Annotated in this window: 17 protein-coding genes and 1 riboswitch; of the genes, 10 read left to right on the plus strand and 7 right to left on the minus strand. The window is 66.9% G+C overall.

Translation table 11 applies throughout. From position 1 onward, the window contains the following. Positions 1-156 precede the first annotated feature (156 nt). Positions 157-870 carry a GntR family transcriptional regulator gene (locus ACTOWJ_RS19430; protein WP_441336266.1) on the plus strand — a complete coding sequence of 238 codons (714 nt, stop codon included), beginning with the start codon at positions 157-159 and terminating at the stop codon, positions 868-870. Positions 871-1312: 442 nt separating this feature from the next. Continuing rightward, a riboswitch (cobalamin riboswitch) is annotated at positions 1313-1512 on the plus strand. Between the two features lie 215 nt (positions 1513-1727). Beyond that, positions 1728-4007, plus strand: a complete 2280-nt coding sequence (metE, locus tag ACTOWJ_RS19435) for a 5-methyltetrahydropteroyltriglutamate--homocysteine S-methyltransferase (RefSeq protein ID WP_441336267.1) — start codon at positions 1728-1730, stop codon at positions 4005-4007. A gap of 375 nt (positions 4008-4382) precedes the next feature. Here metE and gap read toward each other — a convergent pair whose 3' ends face one another. Then, positions 4383-5387, minus strand: coding sequence for a type I glyceraldehyde-3-phosphate dehydrogenase (gap, locus tag ACTOWJ_RS19440; RefSeq protein ID WP_441336268.1), 1005 nt, complete (start codon positions 5385-5387; stop codon positions 4383-4385). A gap of 248 nt (positions 5388-5635) precedes the next feature. Here gap and ACTOWJ_RS19445 point away from each other — a divergent pair, with 248 nt between their 5' ends. From ACTOWJ_RS19445 to ACTOWJ_RS19475, 7 genes are all read left to right on the plus strand, one after another. Further along, positions 5636-6259 carry an OmpW/AlkL family protein gene (locus tag ACTOWJ_RS19445; protein WP_441336269.1) on the plus strand — a complete coding sequence of 208 codons (624 nt, stop codon included), beginning with the start codon at positions 5636-5638 and terminating at the stop codon, positions 6257-6259. A 358-nt stretch (positions 6260-6617) separates the two neighbouring features. Beyond that, positions 6618-7469 carry a S1/P1 nuclease gene (locus ACTOWJ_RS19450; RefSeq protein WP_441336270.1) on the plus strand — a complete coding sequence of 284 codons (852 nt, stop codon included), beginning with the start codon at positions 6618-6620 and terminating at the stop codon, positions 7467-7469. Positions 7470-7530: 61 nt separating this feature from the next. Next, on the plus strand, positions 7531-8460 hold the full coding sequence (locus ACTOWJ_RS19455; protein WP_441336271.1) for an MBL fold metallo-hydrolase: 930 nt from the start codon (positions 7531-7533) through the stop codon (positions 8458-8460). Between the two features lie 38 nt (positions 8461-8498). Next, positions 8499-8999: a molybdopterin-dependent oxidoreductase gene (locus ACTOWJ_RS19460; RefSeq protein WP_441336272.1), complete on the plus strand. Its 501-nt coding sequence runs from the start codon at positions 8499-8501 to the stop codon at positions 8997-8999. A gap of 304 nt (positions 9000-9303) precedes the next feature. Next, complete coding sequence (modA, locus tag ACTOWJ_RS19465; RefSeq protein ID WP_441336273.1) at positions 9304-10104, plus strand: molybdate ABC transporter substrate-binding protein; 801 nt, start codon at positions 9304-9306, stop codon at positions 10102-10104. A 34-nt stretch (positions 10105-10138) separates the two neighbouring features. Beyond that, on the plus strand, positions 10139-10831 hold the full coding sequence (modB, locus tag ACTOWJ_RS19470) for a molybdate ABC transporter permease subunit (protein WP_441336274.1): 693 nt from the start codon (positions 10139-10141) through the stop codon (positions 10829-10831). Continuing rightward, entirely contained in the window at positions 10828-11475 is a 648-nt protein-coding gene (locus ACTOWJ_RS19475) for an ATP-binding cassette domain-containing protein (protein ID WP_441336275.1), read from the plus strand. Before modB ends, ACTOWJ_RS19475 begins: the two co-directional genes overlap by 4 nt. 37 nt (positions 11476-11512) lie before the next feature. Here ACTOWJ_RS19475 and ACTOWJ_RS19480 read toward each other — a convergent pair whose 3' ends face one another. Both ACTOWJ_RS19480 and ACTOWJ_RS19485 read right to left on the minus strand, forming a co-directional pair. Next, positions 11513-12802: a M56 family metallopeptidase gene (locus ACTOWJ_RS19480; RefSeq protein WP_441336276.1), complete on the minus strand. Its 1290-nt coding sequence runs from the start codon at positions 12800-12802 to the stop codon at positions 11513-11515. Next, positions 12789-13160, minus strand: coding sequence for a BlaI/MecI/CopY family transcriptional regulator (locus ACTOWJ_RS19485; protein ID WP_441336277.1), 372 nt, complete (start codon positions 13158-13160; stop codon positions 12789-12791). Before ACTOWJ_RS19485 ends, ACTOWJ_RS19480 begins: the two co-directional genes overlap by 14 nt. An 85-nt stretch (positions 13161-13245) precedes the next feature. Here ACTOWJ_RS19485 and ACTOWJ_RS19490 point away from each other — a divergent pair, with 85 nt between their 5' ends. Then, positions 13246-15237, plus strand: coding sequence for an acetyl-CoA hydrolase/transferase C-terminal domain-containing protein (locus tag ACTOWJ_RS19490; protein WP_441336278.1), 1992 nt, complete (start codon positions 13246-13248; stop codon positions 15235-15237). A 186-nt stretch (positions 15238-15423) separates the two neighbouring features. Here ACTOWJ_RS19490 and ACTOWJ_RS19495 read toward each other — a convergent pair whose 3' ends face one another. From ACTOWJ_RS19495 to ACTOWJ_RS19510, 4 genes are all read right to left on the minus strand, one after another. After that, positions 15424-15912, minus strand: coding sequence for an REP-associated tyrosine transposase (locus tag ACTOWJ_RS19495; protein WP_441336279.1), 489 nt, complete (start codon positions 15910-15912; stop codon positions 15424-15426). 310 nt (positions 15913-16222) lie between these two features. Next, complete coding sequence (tkt, locus tag ACTOWJ_RS19500; protein WP_441336280.1) at positions 16223-18220, minus strand: transketolase; 1998 nt, start codon at positions 18218-18220, stop codon at positions 16223-16225. 350 nt (positions 18221-18570) lie between these two features. Beyond that, complete coding sequence (locus ACTOWJ_RS19505; RefSeq protein ID WP_441336281.1) at positions 18571-19950, minus strand: dicarboxylate/amino acid:cation symporter; 1380 nt, start codon at positions 19948-19950, stop codon at positions 18571-18573. 222 nt (positions 19951-20172) lie between these two features. Further along, on the minus strand, positions 20173-21888 hold the full coding sequence (locus ACTOWJ_RS19510) for a BatD family protein (protein ID WP_441336282.1): 1716 nt from the start codon (positions 21886-21888) through the stop codon (positions 20173-20175). Position 21889 lies beyond the last annotated feature (1 nt).

The following is a 21889-nucleotide window of genomic DNA, read 5'->3' on the forward strand; positions in this document are numbered from 1 at the left end:
GCAGGGGTCACGGCCGGAGGTTCGCTCCGGCCGTGATCTGTCCGGCCGTGATCTGTCCGGCCATGATCTCTCCAGCCGTGAGCTGCGCGACTGTGATGTGCGCGTCAGCGCGACGTGGACCGGGCAGGCATTAGAATGGCGCCGATGCCAACGCCGATGCCACCAGCCCCCACGCCCTCCAGGAAACGCGTGCCGCTGTACGAAGAAGTGGCCGAGCGTCTGCGCCAGAAGATATACGACTACGAATTGCCGCCGGGCGAGTGGATCGACGAACCGGCGCTGGCCGAGCAACTCGGGATCAGCCGCACGCCGTTGCGCGAAAGCCTGAAGCTGTTGGCGGCCGAGGGCCTGGTGCAACTCGACGCCGGGCGCGGCAGCCGGGTCACCCGGTTGTCGCTGGAAGATCTGAACCAGTTGTTCCCGGTCATGGCCATGCTCGAAGGCCGCTGCGCCTACGAATGCGTGCGCCGGATCGACGAAGCCGGCGTAAAGCGCCTGGAAGCGCTCCACGCCGATATGGAAGAGGCGGCCGAGCTTGGCGATATCGCGCGTTACTACGCCAATAATTATCTGATCCACGAGTTGGTGCAGAACTACGCCGGCAATCCCTGGCTGATCCGGGTCACCCACGATCTGCACCGCATCCTCAAGATGCATCGCGGACGCCAATTGCTGACGCCGGGGCGCATGACCCAGTCGCTGGCCGAACATCGCGCCCTGCTGGACTGCGTGCGCCGCCGCGACGCCGATGCCGCGGAAAAGATCATGAACGAGCATCTGCTGAGCCAAGGCCAAGCCCTCGCCGCCTACGTCGCCGCCGGCGGCATGCTCAACGTGCCGGCACCGCTGCCGACCGCGCGTCCGGATTGAACATGCCGGATTGAGCAGGGGCGCGTCTGCCGGCGTGCGCCCGCCTTGTCCGGATGTCGGGCCTGAAAGGCCCTCCCACAGAAACCTCGCGGCAACGCGGCAAGCTTGAGATCCAGACGCGAGCACGAAGTCTTTGTGGGAGGGGCTTCAACCCCGACTCCAGCGCTGGCAGCTAGTCGGCTTCGGGTGTCGGGCCTGAAAGGCCCTCCCACAACAGACCTCGCAGCGATGCAGCGCCTTACGCACTTCACCCCCCAAGCGCCGGCCCACGGTTTGCGCTCGCCTGCGTATTAGCCACAGATGGGGGTGACCACGGATCGGATTAGCCACGATTGACTTCGCCCCAAGGCGTGGGTACCTTGGCGCCGTTACGGTGACCATCGCTTCATAAAGATAAAGCGATGGGACACGCCATCGAGGGCCCCAGGCCCGAGATAGCCAGAGGGAATCCGGTGCGAATCCGGAGCTGCCCCGCAGCGGTATGGGAAACGAAACAGGTCATGGCACTGGCGTTCGCGCGCCGGGAAGCGACCTGAAGTAGGCGATGCCAACCACGAGCGAACGCATCGGCCGCGAGCGAATCCGCTCGCTTCCGACGATGCCTTCGCCAGGTCTGGCCTCACGTCCCGAGCCCGAAGACCTGCCGCGACCGGAAGGCTCGCCTTCCGCCCGACTCCGGCCCGCACGGCGCCGGCCCGCTTGCTCGCGGGCCGCGTACGGCGTGCCGGTTCGCCCGCGGGGGCGAAGGTCGAAGCCAAGGTTGTCGATGGCGTCCGACGCGCTCGCGCGTGCGGGCCCGCGCGGCCGTGGTTTCCTTCGTTGCCCTGCGTCATGCCCACGCATCGCAGGTACTCATCATGATCAGCGTCACCCCACTCGGCTTCCCGCGCATCGGCGCGCGGCGCGAGCTGAAGCAAGCCCTGGAATCGTTCTGGAAAGGCGACAGCGATGCGCAATCGCTGCAAGCCACCGCCGCGTCCCTGCGCGAACGCCATTGGCGGCTCGCGCGCGAAGCCGGCGCCGACCTGGTGCCGGTCAACGATTTCTCGCTCTACGACCACGTGCTCGACAGCGCCGTGCTGTTCGACGCGATTCCCGCCTCGCACCGCGCGGCATTCGAAGAAGATCCGCTGGGCGGCTACTTCGCCCTCGCCCGCGGCCTGCAGGACGGGCGCCGCGATCTGCGCGCGCTGGAAATGACCAAGTGGTTCGACACCAACTACCACTACCTGGTGCCGCAGTTCGACGCCAAGCAACGCTTCGCCCTGCGCGGCGACAAACCGCTGGCGGAACTGGCCCAGGCCCAGGCGCTGGGTATCCAGGCACGGCCGGTGCTGCTGGGCCCGGTGTCGCTGCTCAAGCTCGGCAAGCGCGTTGACGGCGGCGATCCGCGCGAGTTGCTCGACAACCTGCTGCCGGCCTATGCCGAACTGCTGTCCAAGCTCAAGGCCGCCGGCGCGCAGTGGGTGCAGCTCGACGAGCCGGCGCTGGTGCTGGATCTGGACGACACCGACCGCGCCGCCTATCGCCGCGCATACGCGGCGCTGGCCGAGGTCGATGCGCCGCAGCGCTTGCTGACCACCTACTTCGGTGCGCTCGGCGACAACGCCGCATTGGCCGCGCAACTGCCGGTGGAAGGCTTGCATCTGGATCTGGTGCGCGCGCCGCAACAATTGGAAAGCGTGCTGCCGTTGCTGCCGGAAGAACGCGCGCTGAGTCTGGGCGTGGTCGACGGCCGCAACATCTGGCGCGCCGATCTCGACGCCGCGCTGAGTCTAGCGCGCCGCGCCGGCGCGCGCGCCAAGTGGCTGGCGCCGTCATGCTCGCTGCTGCATGTGCCGACCGATCTGGAACTGGAACGCAAGCTGCCCACGCCGCTGAAGCATTGGATGGCGTACGCGAAGCAGAAGATCGAGGAACTGCGCCTGCTCGCCGATGCCTTGGCCGGCAACGCGGACGCCGAACGCGATCTGGCCGCCGCCGCCAGCGCGCGCGCCGCGCGCCTGGCCTCGCCGCTCTTGCGTAACACGCAAGTGCGCAAGCGCCTGGCCGCGATCGAACCGGCCATGGCCGACCGCGTATCGCCGTATCCCAAGCGCGCGCGGCTGCAGCAAGAACGCCTGAACCTGCCGCTGTTCCCGACCACCACCATCGGCTCGTTCCCGCAGACCGCGGAAGTCCGGCGCGCGCGCGCCGAGCACAAGGCCGGCAAGATCGACGACGCGGCATATCAGGCCTTCCTGGAAAACGAAACCGTGCTGTGCCTGCGCGAGCAGGAAGCGCTGGGCATCGACGTGCTGGTGCACGGCGAGTTCGAGCGCAATGACATGGTCGAGTACTTCGGCGAGCAACTCGATGGCTTCGCTTTCACCGCTCACGGTTGGGTGCAAAGCTACGGCTCGCGCTGCGTGAAGCCGCCGGTGCTGTTCGGCGACGTGTCGCGGCCGCGCCCGATGACGGTGGACTGGACGCGTTACGCGCAGTCGCAGACCTCTCGCCCGGTCAAGGGCATGCTGACCGGGCCGGTGACGATCCTGCAGTGGTCGTTCGTGCGCGACGACCAGCCGCGCGCCGACAGCTGCCGGCAGATCGCGCTGGCGCTGCGCGATGAAGTGCTGGACCTGGAAGCGGCCGATATCGCGGTGATCCAGATCGACGAACCGGCGCTGCGCGAGGGCTTGCCGCTGCGCCGCGCCGACTGGCCGGCGTATCTGGGCTGGGCCGGCGAATCCTTCCGTCTGGCCGCCAGCGGCGTGGGCGATGCGACTCAGATCCACACCCACATGTGCTACGCCGAGTTCAACGACATCATCGACGCGGTCGCCGCACTCGATGCCGACGTGATCTCGATCGAAACCTCGCGCTCTCGCATGGAACTGCTGGATGCGTTCGCCCGTTATCGCTATCCCAACGGCATCGGCCCGGGCGTGTACGACATCCACTCGCCGCGCGTGCCCAGCGAAGCGGAGATGAGCGAGCTGCTGGACAAGGCGCTGGAAGTGCTCGACCCGGCGCAGCTGTGGGTCAATCCCGATTGCGGCCTGAAGACCCGCGGCTGGCCCGAAGTGCGCGCGGCGTTGCAGGCGATGGTGCGGGCGGCCGAAGGCTTGCGCGAAGCGGCGCGGGCGACGGCCTGAGGATCCGGGGTGCGCCGCAGGGATGCGGCGCCTCCGTGTTGCCGTTGCCCTTTCGAAAAGACGCTGCGTCGCCGTGTCCGTTGCCCCTCCGAAGACGCGGGGCCACGCCCTGGCCGTTGCCAACTTTGAAAAAGGTGGCGGCGACCGCGCAGCGGGCGCGGGGGATTTGCCTTTGATTTTGCTGTTGTTGTTGAAGAAGCAGAGCAATAAGCGAATCCCCCTGCCCCCCTTTTCAAAGGAGGAACCGATCTCGGGGAACTCGGGAGCTTGAGGATCGTCGCTTCGGGAAACACGGTATCGCGGCTGCGTCCTATCCATAAAACAAAACAGCCCCGCCGAAGCGGGGCTGTCTTCTATCAGGCAACGCGCCGCGGCTTACTTGCCCGCGACCACCTTGACCATTTCCAGGCACTTGTTGGAATAGCCCCACTCGTTGTCGTACCAGCTCACCAGCTTGACGAAGGTGCTGTCGAGCGCGATGCCGGCTTCGGCGTCGAAGATCGAGGTGCGCGCGTCGCCGCGGAAGTCGGTCGCCACGACCTTGTCTTCGGTGTAGCCCAGCACGCCCTTCAGCGCGCCTTCGCTCTGCGCCTTCATTTCCGCGCAGATCTCGGCGTAGGTGGCTTCCTTGTTGAGCTCGACGGTCAGATCGACCACCGACACGTCCGAGGTCGGGACGCGGAACGACATGCCGGTGAGCTTCTTGTTGAGCTCCGGGATCACCACGCCGACGGCCTTGGCCGCGCCGGTGCTCGACGGAATGATGTTCTCCAGGATGCCGCGACCGCCGCGCCAGTCCTTGTTGCTCGGGCCGTCGACGGTCTTCTGGGTCGCGGTGGCGGCATGCACGGTGGTCATCAGGCCGCGCTTGATGCCCCACTTGTCGTTGATCACCTTGGCCAGCGGCGCCAGGCAGTTGGTGGTGCACGAAGCGTTGGAAACGATCGCCTCGCCCTTGTAGGTCTTGTCATTGACGCCGTACACGAACATCGGCGTGTCGTCCTTCGACGGCGCCGACAGCACGACCTTCTTGGCGCCCGCGTCGAGATGCTTCTGCGCGGTGACCTTGTCGAGGAACAGGCCGGTGGATTCGATGACGACTTGCGCGCCGACTTCGTCCCACTTGAGATTGGCCGGATCGCGTTCCTGGGTCAGGCGGATCTTCTTGCCGTTGATGATCAGGGTGTTGCCTTCGACCTGGATCTCGCCCTTGAAGCGGCCGTGGACCGAGTCGTACTGCAGCATGTAGGCCAGGTAATCGGGCTCGAGCAGATCGTTGATGGCGACGATTTCGATCTCGCCGTCGAAGTTCTGCACGGCCGCGCGCAGGACGTTGCGTCCGATGCGGCCGAAGCCGTTGATGCCTACCTTGATCGTCATTGAGGAAACTCCTGCGGCCGCCCGGGCGGTTCGAAGTGGGGAAACCGCCATTCTAGCAAGGCGTGGCCGGCGTCGCAGTCCGGCCGATCCGCCCGACCGGTGGTCGCAGAACGCCGGACGCCGAAACGCGGACTGGGATGGAAATCAAGGTTTGCCATTCTCCCGCGTATTTAGAGTGCCCCACAGGCGGTTCGCCTGTTCAGAAAGCATAGAAGTTCGGCACTCACCGACCACAGGGGACTCAAGGAATGAACCATCGTCTGATCGGCGGCGCTCTCGCCGCGGCCCTGGCCTGCGCGGCCCAACCGGCGCTGGCCCAGCAGGCCGGCAATTTCACCCTCGGAATCGGCGCGCACCAGGTCCAGCCCAAATCCAACAACGGCACTCTTCTGGGCGGCACGGCCCAGTTGGAAATCGGCGACAACGTCCAGCCCACCATCACCTTCGAATACTTCATCCGCGACAACATCGGCATCGAAGTGCTGGCGGCCACGCCGTTCAAGCACGACATCGACATCAAGGGCCTCGGCAAGGTCGCCACCACCAAGCACCTGCCGCCGACGTTCTCGTTGCAGTACCACTGGAACAGCCAAGGCACGGTCTCGCCCTTCGTCGGCGTGGGCGTCAACTACACGACCTTCATGAGCGAGAAGACCACCGGGCCGTTGCGCGGCTCAAAGCTCAAGCTGGAAGATTCGGTCGGCGTGGCCGCGCACTTGGGCGTGGACTTCATCCTCAACGAGCGCGGCGCGATCCGGGTGGATGCGCGCTGGATCGATATCGCCTCGGACGTGAAGCTCAACGGCACGAAGATCGGCAAGGCGCAGATCGACCCGCTGGTGTACGGGTTGGCCTACGTGATGAGGTTCTGAGCCGGGCTTGAGCGGCATGCGCCGGCCGCGCTTGCGGCCGGCGGTCGCGATTCGCCGGCCGCACGCCGCTATCGTTCCGGGGAATCGCTCGGATGTCGGGTTGCATCGAACGTTGAGCGCAAAGCGTCGGGGCTGAAGCCCCTCCCACAAAAGACCTCGTCGATGGTCGCGACTTTGCGGGACACCGGGACGGATCTCGGTCGGATAACAAACGGTAAAAGTGTCGAGGTCTTTTGTGGGAGGGGCTTCAGCCCCGACTGCTTCACTTCGGGATCGATTCAGCGGCGCGAAGAACGACAACCCGCACCGCCAGCTTCGGACATCGGCGCTGGCTGTCGGCTCCGGTAAAGTGCGCGCCATGACCGACATCCGCCCTCTCACCGCCTCCGCCCGCCGCCTATTCGGCGCCGCCGTCCTGCTCCTCGCCCTTCCGCTGCCGGCCCTGGCCTGGGGCCCGCAAGGCCACCGCCTGGTCGCCGCGCTGGCCTGGGACGGCATGACCCCGGCCGCACGCGCGCAGGCGACGCAACTGCTCGCCGGCGAGGCCGACCCAACCCTTCCGGGCATCGCCAACTGGGCCGACGATTTGCGCGCCAACGACCCCGACCTGGGCAAGCGCAGCGCCAAATGGCATTACATCAATCTCGCCGAGAGCGACTGCCGCTACGATGCTGCCCGCGACTGCCGCAACGGCGACTGCGTGGTGGCCGCGATCGACGCGCAGACCGCGATCCTGGCCGACCGCGGCCGATCGAAGGACGAGCGCCTGCAGGCGCTGAAGTTCGTCGTGCATCTGATCGGTGACGTGCACCAGCCGCTGCATGCCGGATTCGCCCACGACAAGGGCGGCAACGACTTTCAGATCTCCATCCCCGGCGAGCCGGACAAAGTCGACGGCTACGGCAGCAATCTGCATTCGCTGTGGGACAGCAAGATGCTGTCGATGCGCAAACGCAAAGACCCGGCTTATTTGGCCGAACTGGGCAAAATCCCGGTGCCGAGCGTCAATGGCGCCGGCCTGCCCGCCGATACGGCGGGCTGGGCCGAGGATTCGTGCAAACTGGCGCTGCAGCCGGGTTTCTACCCGACCACGCACAAGCTGGAACCGGAGTACGTCAGCACCTGGCGTCCGGTCGCCGAAATCCAGTTGCGGCTGGGCGGCGAACATCTGGCGCAAGTGCTCAACGCTGCGCTGGCGCCGGGCGGCTGAGCGCGGCGGACCCCGCCCTATCCGCGCCGGCACCGCCGGCCGGACATCGCCAGGAGATCGCATGCCGTCCGCCAGTTCACCGTCCGCCGACCCGCCGTTTTCCGATCCGAGCACAGGCCCCGCGCCGCGGGTGGTGCCGTTCCATCATCGCGACACCGGCACCTGGTCGTATCTGGTGATTGATCCGGCGACCCGCGCCGCCGCAATCGTCGATCCAGTGCGCGATTTCGACGCGCGTTCGGGCCGCACCTCGCTCGACAGCGCCGCCCAGTTGCTTGAGCGCGTCCGCGCCGACGGCCTGCGAGTGGAATGGCTGCTGGAAACCCACGCCCACGCCGATCACCTCAGCGCCGCGCATGCGTTGCGCGAACGGCTCGAGCGCGAACACGGCCACGCGCCGCTGCTGGCCATCGGCCGGCGCATCGGCGAGGTACGGCGCATGTTCGCGCCGGTGTTCGGTCTGTCCGACGAGACCGGCGCGGGCGCGTTCGATCGCCTGTTCGACGACGACGAGCGTTTTACAATCGGCAAGCTGCAAGCGCGGATCGTCCCGGTGCCGGGCCATACCCAGGACAGCCTGGCCTACCTGATCGGCGAGGCGCTGTTCACCGGCGACTCGCTGTTCCTGCCCGACAGCGGCACCGCGCGCTGCGATTTTCCCGGCGGCGATGCGGCGATGCTGTTCCATTCGATCCAGCGCCTGTACCGCCTGCCCGAGGCCACGCGCGTATTCGTGTGTCACGACTACGGCAAAGACGGCCGCGAGGCGGCTTGCGAAACCACCATCGGCGAACAGAAGCGCGGCAACATCCACGTCCGCGCCGATACCGGCGAAGCCGAATTCGTCGCGCTGCGCGAAGCGCGCGATGCGACTCTGGCGGTACCGGCCTTGATCCTGCAGGCCTTGCAGGTGAACCTGCAAGGCGGCGCGCTGCCGAAACCGGAAGCCAACGGCGTGCGTTATCTCAAGTTGCCGCTCGATCAATTCTGATCCCGCCCATCGAGGAATCGCTCATGAAGGAATCGCTCATGAAAGCTCGTCCGCTCGGATGGATTCTCGCGCTCGCTTTCGCGGCCGGCGCCGTACAAGCGCAAACGCCGCACCGGCACGCGACGGCGCAACCCGCCGCGCCGCTCGGTCCGGTCGAAGTCGAGCTCGATCCGGCGTTGATCGCACGCCTGCCGCAAATCCAGGCCCAGGGCGAGGCGCACGGCCGCAAGCTCAGCTGCGAAGGCGTCGCGCTGCACGAGCTGCTGCGCGCCAGCGGCGCGATGCCGGCCGAGCCCCTGCGCGGGGCGCAGTTGGCGCGGGTCGTCGTCGTGCGCGCACGCGACGGCTATCGCGCGGCGTTCTCGCTGGCCGAACTCGACCCCAGCCTCGGCAATCGCCAGGTCGTACTGACCCGTCGCTGCAACGGCGCCGCCGTGCCCGCCGAAGACGGTCCGTGGCGGCTGATCGCGCCGGGCGAGTCGCGGCCGGCGCGCTGGGTGAAGCAGGTCGAATCGATTCGGGTGGTGGATGCGACTTGAGGCTGCGATTCGCGGACAGTCGCGGGAATCCATGCGAGAGCATTCGCGCCTGCGGCGCTCATCACCCTCACCCCGACCCTCTCCCGCAAGCGGCAGAGGGAGAAATGCGGCTTTAGCTTAGTTGTCGTGTTCAACCACCACCTGCTCGAACACTCGCCTCCGTCGCCAGCTCGAAGTCTTTTGTGGGAGGGCCTTCAGGCCCGACGCCTTCCGTTCCGACGCCAGCGAAACCCACCGCAGCTTCACCGCCTCCCGCTTCGCGCTACTCTCGTCCTACCTCACCACGTCCCTATCAGGTCCCCGCATGAATCCGATCCGTCGTCGCATCCTCGGCGCCGTGTGCGCCCTCGGTCTCATCGTCACCGCCCTCGCGGCGCCCGCGCAGACACCTGCGCAAGCCACGGCCGAGCCGCTGACCGTGTTCGCCGCCGCCAGCCTCAAGGAATCGCTCGACGAAGCCTCCGCGGCCTACCAAAAGGCCACCGGCCAGACGGTGCGCGTGTCCTACGCCGCCAGCTCCGCGCTCGCCCGCCAGATCGAACAAGGCGCGCCGGCCGACGTGTTCTTCTCGGCCGACCTGGACTGGATGGACTACCTGCAAGAACGCAAGCTGATCGACGAATCCAGCCGCCGCAATCTGCTCGGCAACACCTTGGTGCTGATCGCGCCCAAGACCAGCGCCGCCAAGCCGGTCGCGCTCAAGCCCGGGGTGAAGCTGTTGCCGCTGCTCGGCGAAGGGCGCATGGCGCTGGCGCTGACCGCGAGCGTTCCGGCCGGCAAGTACGCGCGCGCAGCGTTCACTTCGTTGGGCGTGTGGGACCAACTGCAGCCCAAGGTCGCCGAAGCCGAAAACGTGCGCGCCGCGCTGATGCTGGTCGCGCGCGGCGAAGCGCCGCTGGGCGTGGTCTACGGCAGCGACGCGCAGGCCGAACCGAACGTGCGCGTGTTGGCGACGTTCCCGGCCGATACCCATCCGGCCATCGTGTATCCGGTGGCGGTGATCAAGCCGGGCAAGCATCCGGGCGCGGCCGCGTTCGCGCAGTGGCTGCATTCCAAGGACGCCAGCGCGATCTTCCGCCGCCGCGGTTTCGCGCCGCTGCCCTGACACCCTACCTCCGCAGACCCGACGCGCGCCGCCGATGCCCGACTTCAGTCCCGCCGAACTCACCGCGATCGCACTCAGCCTGAAGGTCTCCGGCGTGGCGACGCTGTGCAGCCTGCCGTTCGGCGTGGCGATGGGCTGGCTGCTGGCGCGCGTGCGTTTTCCCGGCAAGTTGCTGCTCGACACGCTGATGTATCTGCCGTTGGTGTTGCCGCCGGTGGTCACCGGTTACGCGCTGCTGATCGGGTTCGGTTCGCAAGGACCGATCGGCCGCTTCCTGTCGGAGTACCTGCACATCAGCATCGCGTTCCGCTGGACCGGTGCGGCGCTGGCCAGCGCGATCATGGGGTTCCCGCTGATGGTGCGCGCGATCCGCCTGTCGATCGAGAATGTCGACCGGCGCCTGGAACAGGCCGCGTCCACGCTGGGCGCCAATCCGTGGCGGGTGTTCTTCGGCGTGACCCTGCCGCTGGCGTGGCCGGGATTGATGGCCGGCGCGGTGCTGTGCTTCGCCAAGGCGTTGGGCGAGTTCGGCGCGACGATCACCTTCGTCTCCAACATCCCCGGCGAAACCCAAACCCTGTCTTCGGCGATCTGGGGATTGATGCAGACGCCCGGCGCCGAATCGGGCGTGCTGCGCCTGGCGCTGGTCGCGGTCGCGATCTCCTTCGCCGCAGTATTCGCCTCCGAGTGGCTGGTGCAGCGCCAGCGCGCGGGAGCGCAGCGATGACGAACGCGGTCGACGGCGCGTACGGTTTCGATATCAACATCCAACTGCGCCGCGGCGGATTCCAGCGCGGATTCTCGATCCGCAGCCGGCAACGGGTGATCGCCGTCGTCGGCGATTCCGGCGCCGGCAAGACCTCGTTGCTGCACGCCATCGCCGGTCTGCTGCGCCCGAGCCGCGGACACATCGAAATCGCCGGCCGTCGCCTGTTCGACAGCGCCGCGCGGGTGGATCTGCCCGCGCACCGGCGCCGGATCGGCTACGTGTTCCAGGACGCGCGCTTGTTCCCGCATCTGGACGTGCGCGGCAACCTGCTCTACGGCCTGCACGGCGAGGCCGCGCGCGACACCCGATTCGAACTCGGCGCGATCGTCGAACTGTTGGGCATCGGCTCGCTGCTCACGCGCGGCACCGCCGGATTGTCGGGCGGCGAAATGCAACGCATCGCGCTGGGCCGCGCGTTGCTCTCGCAGCCGCGCATCCTGCTGCTCGACGAACCCTTGTCGATGCTCGACATGAACCGCCGCGACGAACTGCTGCCGTACCTGCAACGCGTGCGCGACGAGACCTCGTTGCCGATGATCTACGTCAGCCACTACCCCGATGAAGTGCGGCGTATCGCCGACGAAGTGCACACCATCGATTGATGCGGCAACCGATGCCGCGGCATCGGCCGCAATCGCCCTATCTCGCCGCGGTGCTTTGCGCGGACAGCGCCTGCGCCGCGGTCAGCTTGATCTGCAATTCCAGATCGGCACGGCCGGCACCGGGCTTGCCGCCGTGGCTCACGCGCGCGGTGCCGCCGCTTTTCACCGCTATTTTGGGCGTACCGACCACCTCGCCGTCCTTGCGCAGCGTCATCGCCAACCAGACCGTGTCGCGAGTCGAAGCCGTATACAAGGCTTTGTCCTCGCCGACCGTGGCCACGCCGTCGATGGTCCACCGCGCGTCGCCGCCGGCATCGCGGATCGAAAACGCTTGTCCCACCGGCTCGATCTGCGTGAAACGCCGCTCGTGGCCGCCGGCCTCGGCGACGAACTCCATCATCACCGTACCCGGCGTCGCTGCGCTCGCGGGCGGTGCCGGTTGCGCGGCCCAGGCCACGGCGCCCGCAGCACACGCCAAGGCCGTCACCGCGACGATGCCGACCCTGCGGCGCAACGGCGTACTCGTATTTCGCTTCAACATTTGGATTCGCTCCTGCAAAGGATGGGGGTGACCCCAATGACAGCCCAACGGCGTGGCCTGCGCCGCGAGCTGAGTGGTGAACATGGCCTGTGCGTAGGCGCGGCGCGCGCCGGGATGCCGCGCGATCACCCGCGCATCGCAGGACAATTCCTGATCGTGGCGGAAGCGCGCGGCGGCGTAATGCAATAAGGGGTTGAACCAGAACACGCAGCGCACCACTGCGACGAGCGCGTTGAGCCGCAGATCGCCTCGCGCCAGATGCACGCGCTCGTGGGCCAGAATCAGTTCGCGTTGTTGCGAGTCGTAACGATGTTCGAAATCCGGCGGCAGGACGATCGCGGGCCGCCACAGGCCGATCACCGCGGGCAGTCCGACATCGCATTGCGATCGCAGACATCCGTCGCGATGAACAACCAGCCGTCCGAGCGAGGCGCGGAATCGCCGCTGTCGCCGGGCCATCCACGCCCCGGCCGCGACCGTGCCGAGCAGCCACATCGCTATCGTCCAGGTGCCGCCGTTCGCAGTCATCGTCGCGGCGGTATCGACGCGCGCAGCGCCGGCGATGTCCAGCGACCAGTACCCCTGCGCCAGCGGCGACACGGCGTGCGAAGACACCGGCAGATGACCCGCCAGCATCGTCGCGGGCACGATCCACCACGCCGAATAAGCCACGCCCGCGCCGAACCATCGCCGCAACGGCCGTCGCACCAGCAATACCGCCACGACGGCTGCGCTCATCGCCAAGCTGGTTTCCAGCAAAACTGCGATCCACTCAGCGCGGGTCATCGTCGAGCTCCTCCAGCAGTTTGCGCAGCTCGGCGATGTCCTTGCGGCTGAGCTTGCGGTGCTCGCTGAAATGCGCAACCAAGGGCGCCACGCGTCCGCCGAATAAGCGCTCCAGCAAGCCCTGGCTTTCGTCCAGCACCCAATCCTCGCGCTTGAGCACCGGCGCGTAGAGATAACGCCGCCCTTCCTTGTCGGCGCGAATGGCGCCTTTATTCAACAAACGGTTGAGCAAGGTCTTGACCGTCGGCTCCTGCCAGGACTGGCTGTCGGCGAGCGCGGCGACCACCTCCTCCGCGCTCAGCGGATGGCGCTGCCACAGCACATCCATCACCACCGACTCGGCTTCGCTGATCCGCATCGTTTACATCCGTAATTTTTCATCAGATTACGCGTGTAAATGAAAATTGCAAGCACCGATTTGCCCGGATTGAGATACTGGTCGCATGAACGAACCCGCCCGCTTCCAATCCCTGGCCGACGCCGTCGATTTTCTTTACCAGCGTCTCGACGGCGCCCTGCACGTCGGCGCGCCGCTCGGCCTGGGCAAGCCGCACCGCCTGCTCAACGCTTTGTACGAACGCGCCGAGCGCGATACCCAACGGCCGCTGCATCTGTACACCGCGCTGTCGCTGGATCCGCCCGGCGCGGGCAAGGGCCTGGAAGGCCGCTTCATCGGGCCGTTCGCGCAGCGCCATTTCGGTGAGGATTTCCCGCGCTTGCGCTATGTGCAGGCGCTCAAGCGCAACACGCTGCCCGCGCACATCGAGATCGAGGAGTTCTATCTGCAATCGGGTGCGCTGCTCAACGCGGTGGCGGCGCAACGCCGTTATGCCAGTCTCAACTACACCCACGTCGCGCGCGCGCTGGCCGACCGCGGAGTCAATGCGATCGTGCAGAAAGTCGCGGCCGATCCGACCGGCGGCACGCGTCTGTCGTTGTCGTGCAATACCGATCTGACCTTCGATGCGGTCGACGCGATCGTCGCGCGCGGTCTGCCGCGGCCGCTGCTGATCGCCGAAATCGATCCGCACCTGCCGTGGCTGGGCGGCAGCGCCACGGTCGAAGACACGTTCTTCGACGCGATCGTCTCGCCGCCGGGCCCGCATCCGAAGCTGTTCGGCCTGCCGCGCCAACCGGTCAGCGACGCCGATTACGCGATCGGTTTCTACGCCAGCACCTTGGTGCGCGACGGCGGCACGCTGCAGATCGGCATCGGCACGCTGGCCGACGCGCTGTGTCATGCGCTGGCGCTGCGGCATACCGACAATACGGCGTATTTGCGGGTGATCGAGGCGTTGGGGGTGAAGGTTGCGCCGGTTGGTGGCGCTTCGGGAGATGTTGACTTGCGTCGTGGCAATAACACGAAGGCGACAGTTGCGCCGCTTGGACCCTTTAGCGTTGGGCTTTTTGGCTGTTCCGAAATGATCAACGAAGGCTTCCGCCGCCTGGTCGAAGTCGGCGTGATCAAGCGCAAGGTCGTCGACGATCTGGATCTCATGCGCCGCCTGCACGAGGGCCAGGCCAGCGCGGAACACCTGCAGCGTCTGGAGCGCGATGGCGAATTCCTGCAAGGCGGCTTCTATCTGGGCTCGCCGGATTTCTACGATTGGCTGCGCGCCATGCCCGAGGAGCAACAGCGCGGCATCAGCATGCGCCGGATCAGCGAGGTCAACGAGCTGTACGGCGGCAACGAAACTTTGGAGCGTCTGCAACGGCGCGACGCGCGCTTTTTCAACAGTTGCATGATGGCCACCGCGCTCGGCGCGGCGGTATCGGACACGCTCGACGACGGCCGCGTGGTCTCCGGCGTCGGCGGCCAGTACAACTTCGTGGCGATGGCGCACGCCCTGCCCGACGCGCGCTCGGTGCTGATGCTGCGCGCGACCCGCGAAAGCGGCGGCGAAGTGCGCTCCAATGTGGTTTGGAACTACGCGCAGACCACCATTCCGCGCCATCTGCGCGATATCTACATCACCGAGTACGGCATCGCCGATCTGCGCGGCAAGACCGATGAGGATTGCATCGAGGCGATGGCCGGCATCGCCGGCGATCCGTTCCGGGCTTCGCTGCTGAGGCAGGCGATGGAGCGCGGCAAGATGCCGCGTTCAATGCTGAACGTGGCCGGTCAAAATACCGCCGAGGCCCTGAGCGCGAAGCTGGCTGCGTTCCGCGCCGAAGGGGTGTTGCCGGACTATCCGCTAGGCAGCGACTTCACCGAAGTCGAGCAACGGCTGGTCAAGGCCTTGGGATGGTTGAAGGCGAACACGGCCACGCGCGGGGCGAAGTTGCGTACAGTGATGCAGGCGCTGTTCTCGTCGGCCAGCGAGGATCGCGAAGCGCTGCAGCGCATGGGCCTGGAGCGACCGTCCAACTTGGGCGAGCGCATCGAGGCCCGGCTGGTCTCGCTGGGATTGCGTAGCAGCGCAATGGGCTGATCGAAAAGCGTCGGGGCTGAAGCCCCTCCCACAAAAGACCTCGAAACAGCCAGGGCTGTTGTGGGAGGAGCTTCCCGTCCGACGCCTTCGAGGTCTGTTTTGAAAATGGCCTTAGCACCGAGCCTTCGAGATCTTTTGTGGAAATGGCTTAGCGCTGAGCCTTCGAGGTCTTTTGTGGGAGGGGCTTCAGCCCCGACGCTTTTCCTCCAACCACACCGCGTCCCAATACGGATAATCGTTGATCCGCCGCACCAGACCGGCGCGTTTTGGATTGGCCACGATGTAACGGGCCGCATGCACCAAGTCCTCATCCTCGCGCAAAGCATGATCGTGAAAGCCCGGCATCCACACCAGGCCTTTGCGATTCGATGCCCGATTCACCGCTCGTGCGGCGCGACCTTTCATTGAGGCGATCACGCTTTCCAGACGGATATCGCTGTGCAGTTCGATCAGTCCGTGCCAGTGGTCGGGCATCAAGACCCAACACAGCAAGCGCGCGCCCAACCATTTTTCAGGGTCGGCGATCGCGGCGGCGGCGATGGATGCGAGTGCTGGATCGGCGAAGATCGGACGCCTTCGAATGCACACCGTGGTGACCAGATAGATCGGACCGCATTCGGACCAGCGGCCGCTGCGCAGGGCCCTATAGCCCGGAGTGAGATGTTCGGCTGTCATGCCGCCAGACTGCCGACTCATCCTCTTTGAGGATGTCGGCTGTTGCCTTATCGCGGCATCGGGGAATTTCGCGGGCTTGTGTAGCAGTCGGGGCTGAAGCCCCTCCCACAAAAGACCTCGAAAGCGGCGAAGTCTTTTGTGGGAGGGGCTTCAGCCCCGACTGCACCACCTACTGCGCAGCCACAAGCACGACTGCGCTGCCATGCGTACCGCAAAAGAAAACGGGGACGCGATGCGCCCCCGTTCTGTCACACCTGCGATGTCCATCCGCTCACGCCGCCGCCGACGCACCGGCGTATCCGCCAGCGGATCAACCCAACTTCTTCACCGTGGCCACCACGCGATCGACAGTGAAACCGAAGTACGGGAACAAGGCCTCCGCCGGCGCCGACGCGCCGAAGCGGTCGATGCCGACCACCTCGCCGTCCAGGCCGACGTACTTGCGCCAGAAGTCGGTGATGCCCGCTTCGATCGCCACGCGCTTGCGCACCGCGTCAGGTAGCACCGACTCGCGGTAGTCCTGCGGCTGACGGTCGAACACGTCGGTCGACGGCATCGACACCACGCGCACCTTGACGCCATCGGCGCTCAGCGCATCGGCGGCCTGGGTCGCCAGACCGACTTCCGAACCGGTCGCGATCAGGATCACCTCCGGCGCGCCTTCGCTGTCGCGCAGCACGTAACCGCCGCGCGCGATCTGCGCGACCTGTTCTTCCGAACGCGGCTGATGGGTCAGATTCTGGCGCGAGAACACCAGGCAGCTCGGGCCGTCCTTGCGCTGGATCGCCGCGCTCCAGGACACCGCCGATTCGACCGCGTCGCACGGACGCCACACGTCGTTGTGCGGGATGTAGCGCAGCGAGGCCAGATGCTCGACCGGTTGATGGGTCGGGCCGTCTTCGCCCAGGCCGATCGAATCGTGGGTGTAGACGTGGATCGCGTGCGCGCCCATCAGCGCGCTCATGCGCACGGCATTGCGCGCGTAGTCGCTGAACACCAGGAAGGTCGCGTCGTACGGGATGAAGCCGCCATGCAGTTGCAGACCGTTGCTGATCGCGGTCATGCCGAATTCGCGCACGCCGTAGTAGACATAGTTGGCGTTCGGATCGGTGCTGGCGACCGACTTGCTGCCCTTCCACAAAGTCAGGTTGGAATGGGCCAGGTCGGCCGAGCCGCCGATCAATTCCGGCAGCAGCGGGGCGAAGGTTTCGATCGCCATCTGCGAAGCCTTGCGCGAGGCGATGGTCTGGCCGTCGGCCTGCAACTTGGCGATGTAGGCGTTGGCCTGATCGACGAAGCCTTCCGGCAATTCGCCGACGATGCGGCGCAGCAGTTCGGCGGCCTCGGTCGGGAACTCCGCGGCGTAGGCATCGAACGCCTGCTGCCATTGCTGCTGGGCGGCGGCGTGGTCGCGCGCGCGCCAGCCGGCGTAGATGTCCTGCGGAATCTCGAACTCGGCGTAGGGCCATTCCAGCGCGGCGCGGGTCGCGACGATTTCGTCCTTGCCCAGCGGCGCGCCGTGCGAGGATTCCTTGCCGGCCTTGGCGGGCGAACCGAAACCGATGGTGGTGCGGCAGCAGATCAGGGTCGGTTTGTCGCCGTGCTTGAGCGCGGTGTCGATCGCGGTCTTGATCTCAACCGCGTCCTGTCCGTTGACGTTGCGGATCACCCGCCAGCCGTACGCTTCGAAACGCGCCGGCGTGTTGTCGGTGAACCAGCCGTCGGTGTTGCCGTCGATCGAGATCTTGTTGTCGTCCCAGAACGCGACCAACTTGCCCAGGCCCCAGGTGCCGGCGAGCGAAGCGGCTTCGTGCGAGATGCCTTCCATCAGGCAGCCATCGCCCATGAACACCCAGGTGCGGTGATCGACGATGTGGTGGCCTTCGCGATTGAAGCGCTGCGCCAGCAACTTCTCGGCCAGCGCCATGCCCACCGCGTTGGCGAAGCCCTGGCCGAGCGGACCGGTGGTGGTCTCGATGCCGGGCGTTTCGAAGTTCTCCGGATGCCCCGGCGTCTTGGAATGCAGCTGGCGGAAATGCTTGAGTTCCTCGATCGGCAGGTCGTAACCGGACAGGTGCAACAGCGCGTACTGCAGCATCGAGCCGTGGCCGTTGGAGAGGATGAAGCGGTCGCGGTTGAGCCACTTCGGATCGGCCGGGTTGTGGCTGAGGTAGTCGTTCCACAGCACCTCGGCGATATCGGCCATGCCCATCGGCATGCCCGGGTGACCGGAGTTGGCGGCCTGCACCGCGTCGATGGCGAGGAATCGGATGGCGTTGGCGAGGTCGCGGCGGCTGGGCGTCGTCATGGGGGTCTGCGGCTGGAGGCGGAAAGGCTGAAACGAGAGCCGGGCCCGGGAGTGAGCGGATCGGACCGGACCGGCGAAGAGCCGCCATTGTCCCATCCCGGGACGGCCGTGTCGCCCCGAAGCCATCGGGCACCAGCGGATTCAGCTTTCGGGCCCATGGGCCGTGGCCGAAACGACAGGATCGGCACGTCGTCGCAGCCGCCCCTGTAGGAGCGGCGCGAGCCGCGACTGCGCCAACGCAATTACGCCGAAACTGCCGCAGTAGCGGAGTTGTCGCAGTCGCGGCTCGCGCCGCTCCTACAGGGAAGCATCGCAGCAACAAAAAAGCCCGCCGGGTGGCGGGCTCCTCGTCAATCGGCCAACTGCTCCGCCGGCGGATCTTCCACCCCGCGAGACACCATCGCAGCGATGGCGATATCGCCGGTGACGTTGAGCGTGGTCCGGCACATGTCGAGGAAATGGTTGACGCCGAGAATCAGGCCGATGCCCTCCGGCGGCACCTTGACCATCGCGCAGATCATCGCCACCACCGGCAGCGAGCCCGAAGGCACGCCGGCGGTACCGATGCCGCCGAGGATGCAAACCAGCATCACCATCACCTGCTGGCCGAGCGTCAGATCGACACCGAAGAACTGCGCCAGGAAGATCACCGTGACGCCCTCGAACAACGCGGTGCCGTTCTGGTTGGCGGTCGCGCCGACGGTCAGCACGAAACGCGACACCCGCCGCGGCAACTTGAGTTCGTCCTCGGCCACGCGCAGCGCGGTCGGCAGAGTGGCGTTGCTCGACGCGGTGGAGAAGGCCAGCACCATCGCTTCCTGCACGCCCTTGAAGAACTCGACCGGCGAACGCCCGCCGATGAACTTGATTGCCAGCGCGTAGACCACGAACAGATGGATCGCCAGGGCCGCGACCACCACGGCCACGTACTTGGCCAGCTTGAACAGCAGATCCCAGCCGAACGCCGAGGCCAGGTTGAACATGAAGCAGAACACCGCGTACGGCGCCAGCTTGATGACCAGGCCGATCAGGGTCATCGAAATATCGAACAAGCCCTGGATGCCGTCGCGCAGCGTGTCCACGGCCTTGGACTTGGTCAACACCATGCCCACGCCGATCATCAGGGCGAAGAACATCACCGCCAGGATCGCGTCGTCGGCAGCGGCCTGGATGACGTTGCTGGGCACGATCGACACCAGCATCTGGATGCCCTTGGGCGCGTCCGCGCTGCCCTTGACGATGCTCTGCGCGCGCTCGGCGTTCTCGCTCATCATCTGCTGGGCCTGGGCCGGATCGACCCCGGCGCCGGGCTGGAACAGGTTGACCATCACCAGGCCCAGGACCACCGCCAGACCGGACATGATCACGGTCAGGCCGAGCGTGCGCCAGCCGACCCGGCCGAAGGAGCGGATATCGCCCATCTCGCTCACACCCATCACCAGCGCCGAGAACAGCAGCGGGATCACCAACATGAAGATCAGGCGCAGGAAGATTTCGCCGGCCGGGCCGGTGATCACCTCGGTGAACAGCTTCAGCAGCGGACGGCACTGCCAGCCCAGGTCGGCGCCAGCGGCGGGCGCCGCGCAGGCGTTGCCGGCCAATTGCGCCCAGCTCACGCCGCCGATGCCGGCGGCATAAACGATCAGCCCCAGGATCAGACCGGCCGCGAAGCCGATCGCCATCTTCCAGTGCAACGGCAGTTTCTTGCCCGAGGTGAGGGTTTCGCTCATGAATCCGGCCTGGCCAAAACAACCGGCAGGATACACCAGGGGGTCGGGACGGCCCGGACGATGGAGTCTCGACGCGCTGCACCGGCCGAGCCATCCGCCCTTGTACGGGCGGCCCTGTGCAGGGAGGACATTTGCTTACTTCAGCCACGACGCTCTCCACCCGGCTCTCGGCGATCCGAGCCGAAAGCGTCGAGGCTCAAGCCGCTTCCACAAAGAGCCCGATCACTGACGCGACGGATACAGCGGCGGCAACGGCGAAGCCGCTTCGCCCGACGATTGCCGCCATTGCGGCGGGGAGGTGAACGCGGCGCGCAACAGATTGCGCGCGGCCACGCCGTCGCCAGCGCCCCAACGTGCGCGACGCAGCGCTTGTACGGCTTCGCGTTGGGCCGGATCGGCCAACCGCTGAACCAACTCGTCGTCGTCGGCCGCGGGCGGACGGGCCAGACCGCGCAACACGCCAGAGATGCGTTCGAAATCGCCGGTGTCGATCAACTGGCGCAGCGCCGGCATGTTCAAGGGCAACGACGCCGGCCCGGCCGCGGCCGGCGCCGCATCGACCTGGGCGAACGCGCGTTGCGGATGGCTGCGCAGATGCAGGGCCCACACCAACGTGGCCAGCCACAGCAGCGCGAACAAGCCGGCCGCGATCGCCCAGCCGTTGCCGGAGAACGCCGCTGGAGCGCCCGTGGCCCCGTTGGCGGTACCCGCGACGGACGGATCGCCGCCGGCGGAACCGGCGCTGGCCGCGACCGCCGGATTGGGCGCGCCAGGAGCCACCACGCCGGTCGGCGAGGCGACGGTCCAGCTCAGCGGCGGCAGGCTGGCGGTGCGCGCGCTGGCGGCGTTGACGTCCCACCAGTCCAGGCGCAGGCCTTCCAGGCGCACGGTGCCCTCGCGCGAGGGCACCAGCGAGAACTTGCGGGTCAACTTCACCCGCGGCCGGCCGGCGGCGAAACTTTCGTCGGCCTGTACCGGATCGGCGAACACCTGCACTCCGTCGATCGGCGGCAGCTGCAGATCCGGCAACTGGGCCAGGCCGGCGCCGTCCACGGTGGCCTCGACCACCACGGTGGCCGCGTTGCCCATGCGCAGTTGTTGCGGCGTGGTGCGGTAACGCAGGTCCAGGCTGCGCAAGGGCAACCACGGCTGCGCCGCGTTGGCCGGCACCGGCCGCACGTCGAGCGTGCGCGCCTTGCCGCGCGCGTGCTGCGGCGCACCGCTGTCGCCGGTGAGCTGTTCGAGCAGGCCCGGCGCGCTGCGGCCGTCGAACACCGCCGCCGGCACCGACATCCGTCCGCTGCGTTCGGGCACCAGCAGATAGCGGCGCTCGACCACGGTGTAGGTGCGTCCGCCGAGGTTGCGTTCGTACTGGGCGTCGTCGCCGACCTTCATCAACGAGGCGCCGTCGGGCACCGGCTGATCGAGCTTGCCGCTGGCGATGGGCACCGCCGCGTACAGACGCACCAGCCAACCCACCGCCTGCTGCACGTAGGGGTTGTCGTCGTCGGGAATGACTTCCAGGAACACGTCGGCGCCGGTCGGCGCGGGCGGTTGTTCGACCGGCGCGGCGGGTGCGGCCTGCACGTACAGCGTCAGCGGTTGCGTGCGCCCTCCCCCCACCCGCAGCGAAGGAATCGCCAGGCGTCCGCTGCGCAACGGCCGCAAGGTCATCGTGTAACGGGTGTGCACGATCAAGCCGCCGTTGCCGGGCGCCATCCGCGTCGCGATGTCGCTGTTGCTGAGCGAGAAATCCGTGGTCAGCGGCGCATAGTCCGGCAGATCGCCGAGCATTTCGCTGGTTTCCACCCGCAACGTCACCGTTTCGTCGGCGCGGATGCTGTCGCGGTCGAGCCAGGCGCGCACTTGCGCCGACGCGCCGGCGCTGAAGCCGGCCAGCAGCACGCACAACGCGAGTTTGAGCAAATAACGCGGCATC

The organism is Lysobacter sp. CA199 (assembly GCF_052078715.1).
Classification (GTDB): Bacteria; Pseudomonadota; Gammaproteobacteria; order Xanthomonadales; family Xanthomonadaceae; genus Lysobacter.

Coding starts and splice junctions, on each gene's coding strand:
- ACTOWJ_RS19430 (WP_441336266.1), top strand. CDS start 157: ATGCCACCAGCCCCCACGCCCTCCAGGAAACGCGTGCCGCTGTACGAA.
- metE (WP_441336267.1), top strand. CDS start 1,728: ATGATCAGCGTCACCCCACTCGGCTTCCCGCGCATCGGCGCGCGGCGC.
- gap (WP_441336268.1), bottom strand. CDS start 5,387: ATGACGATCAAGGTAGGCATCAACGGCTTCGGCCGCATCGGACGCAAC.
- ACTOWJ_RS19445 (WP_441336269.1), top strand. CDS start 5,636: ATGAACCATCGTCTGATCGGCGGCGCTCTCGCCGCGGCCCTGGCCTGC.
- ACTOWJ_RS19450 (WP_441336270.1), top strand. CDS start 6,618: ATGACCGACATCCGCCCTCTCACCGCCTCCGCCCGCCGCCTATTCGGC.
- ACTOWJ_RS19455 (WP_441336271.1), top strand. CDS start 7,531: ATGCCGTCCGCCAGTTCACCGTCCGCCGACCCGCCGTTTTCCGATCCG.
- ACTOWJ_RS19460 (WP_441336272.1), top strand. CDS start 8,499: ATGAAAGCTCGTCCGCTCGGATGGATTCTCGCGCTCGCTTTCGCGGCC.
- modA (WP_441336273.1), top strand. CDS start 9,304: ATGAATCCGATCCGTCGTCGCATCCTCGGCGCCGTGTGCGCCCTCGGT.
- modB (WP_441336274.1), top strand. CDS start 10,139: ATGCCCGACTTCAGTCCCGCCGAACTCACCGCGATCGCACTCAGCCTG.
- ACTOWJ_RS19475 (WP_441336275.1), top strand. CDS start 10,828: ATGACGAACGCGGTCGACGGCGCGTACGGTTTCGATATCAACATCCAA.
- ACTOWJ_RS19480 (WP_441336276.1), bottom strand. CDS start 12,802: ATGACCCGCGCTGAGTGGATCGCAGTTTTGCTGGAAACCAGCTTGGCG.
- ACTOWJ_RS19485 (WP_441336277.1), bottom strand. CDS start 13,160: ATGCGGATCAGCGAAGCCGAGTCGGTGGTGATGGATGTGCTGTGGCAG.
- ACTOWJ_RS19490 (WP_441336278.1), top strand. CDS start 13,246: ATGAACGAACCCGCCCGCTTCCAATCCCTGGCCGACGCCGTCGATTTT.
- ACTOWJ_RS19495 (WP_441336279.1), bottom strand. CDS start 15,912: ATGACAGCCGAACATCTCACTCCGGGCTATAGGGCCCTGCGCAGCGGC.
- tkt (WP_441336280.1), bottom strand. CDS start 18,220: ATGACGACGCCCAGCCGCCGCGACCTCGCCAACGCCATCCGATTCCTC.
- ACTOWJ_RS19505 (WP_441336281.1), bottom strand. CDS start 19,950: ATGAGCGAAACCCTCACCTCGGGCAAGAAACTGCCGTTGCACTGGAAG.
- ACTOWJ_RS19510 (WP_441336282.1), bottom strand. CDS start 21,888: ATGCCGCGTTATTTGCTCAAACTCGCGTTGTGCGTGCTGCTGGCCGGC.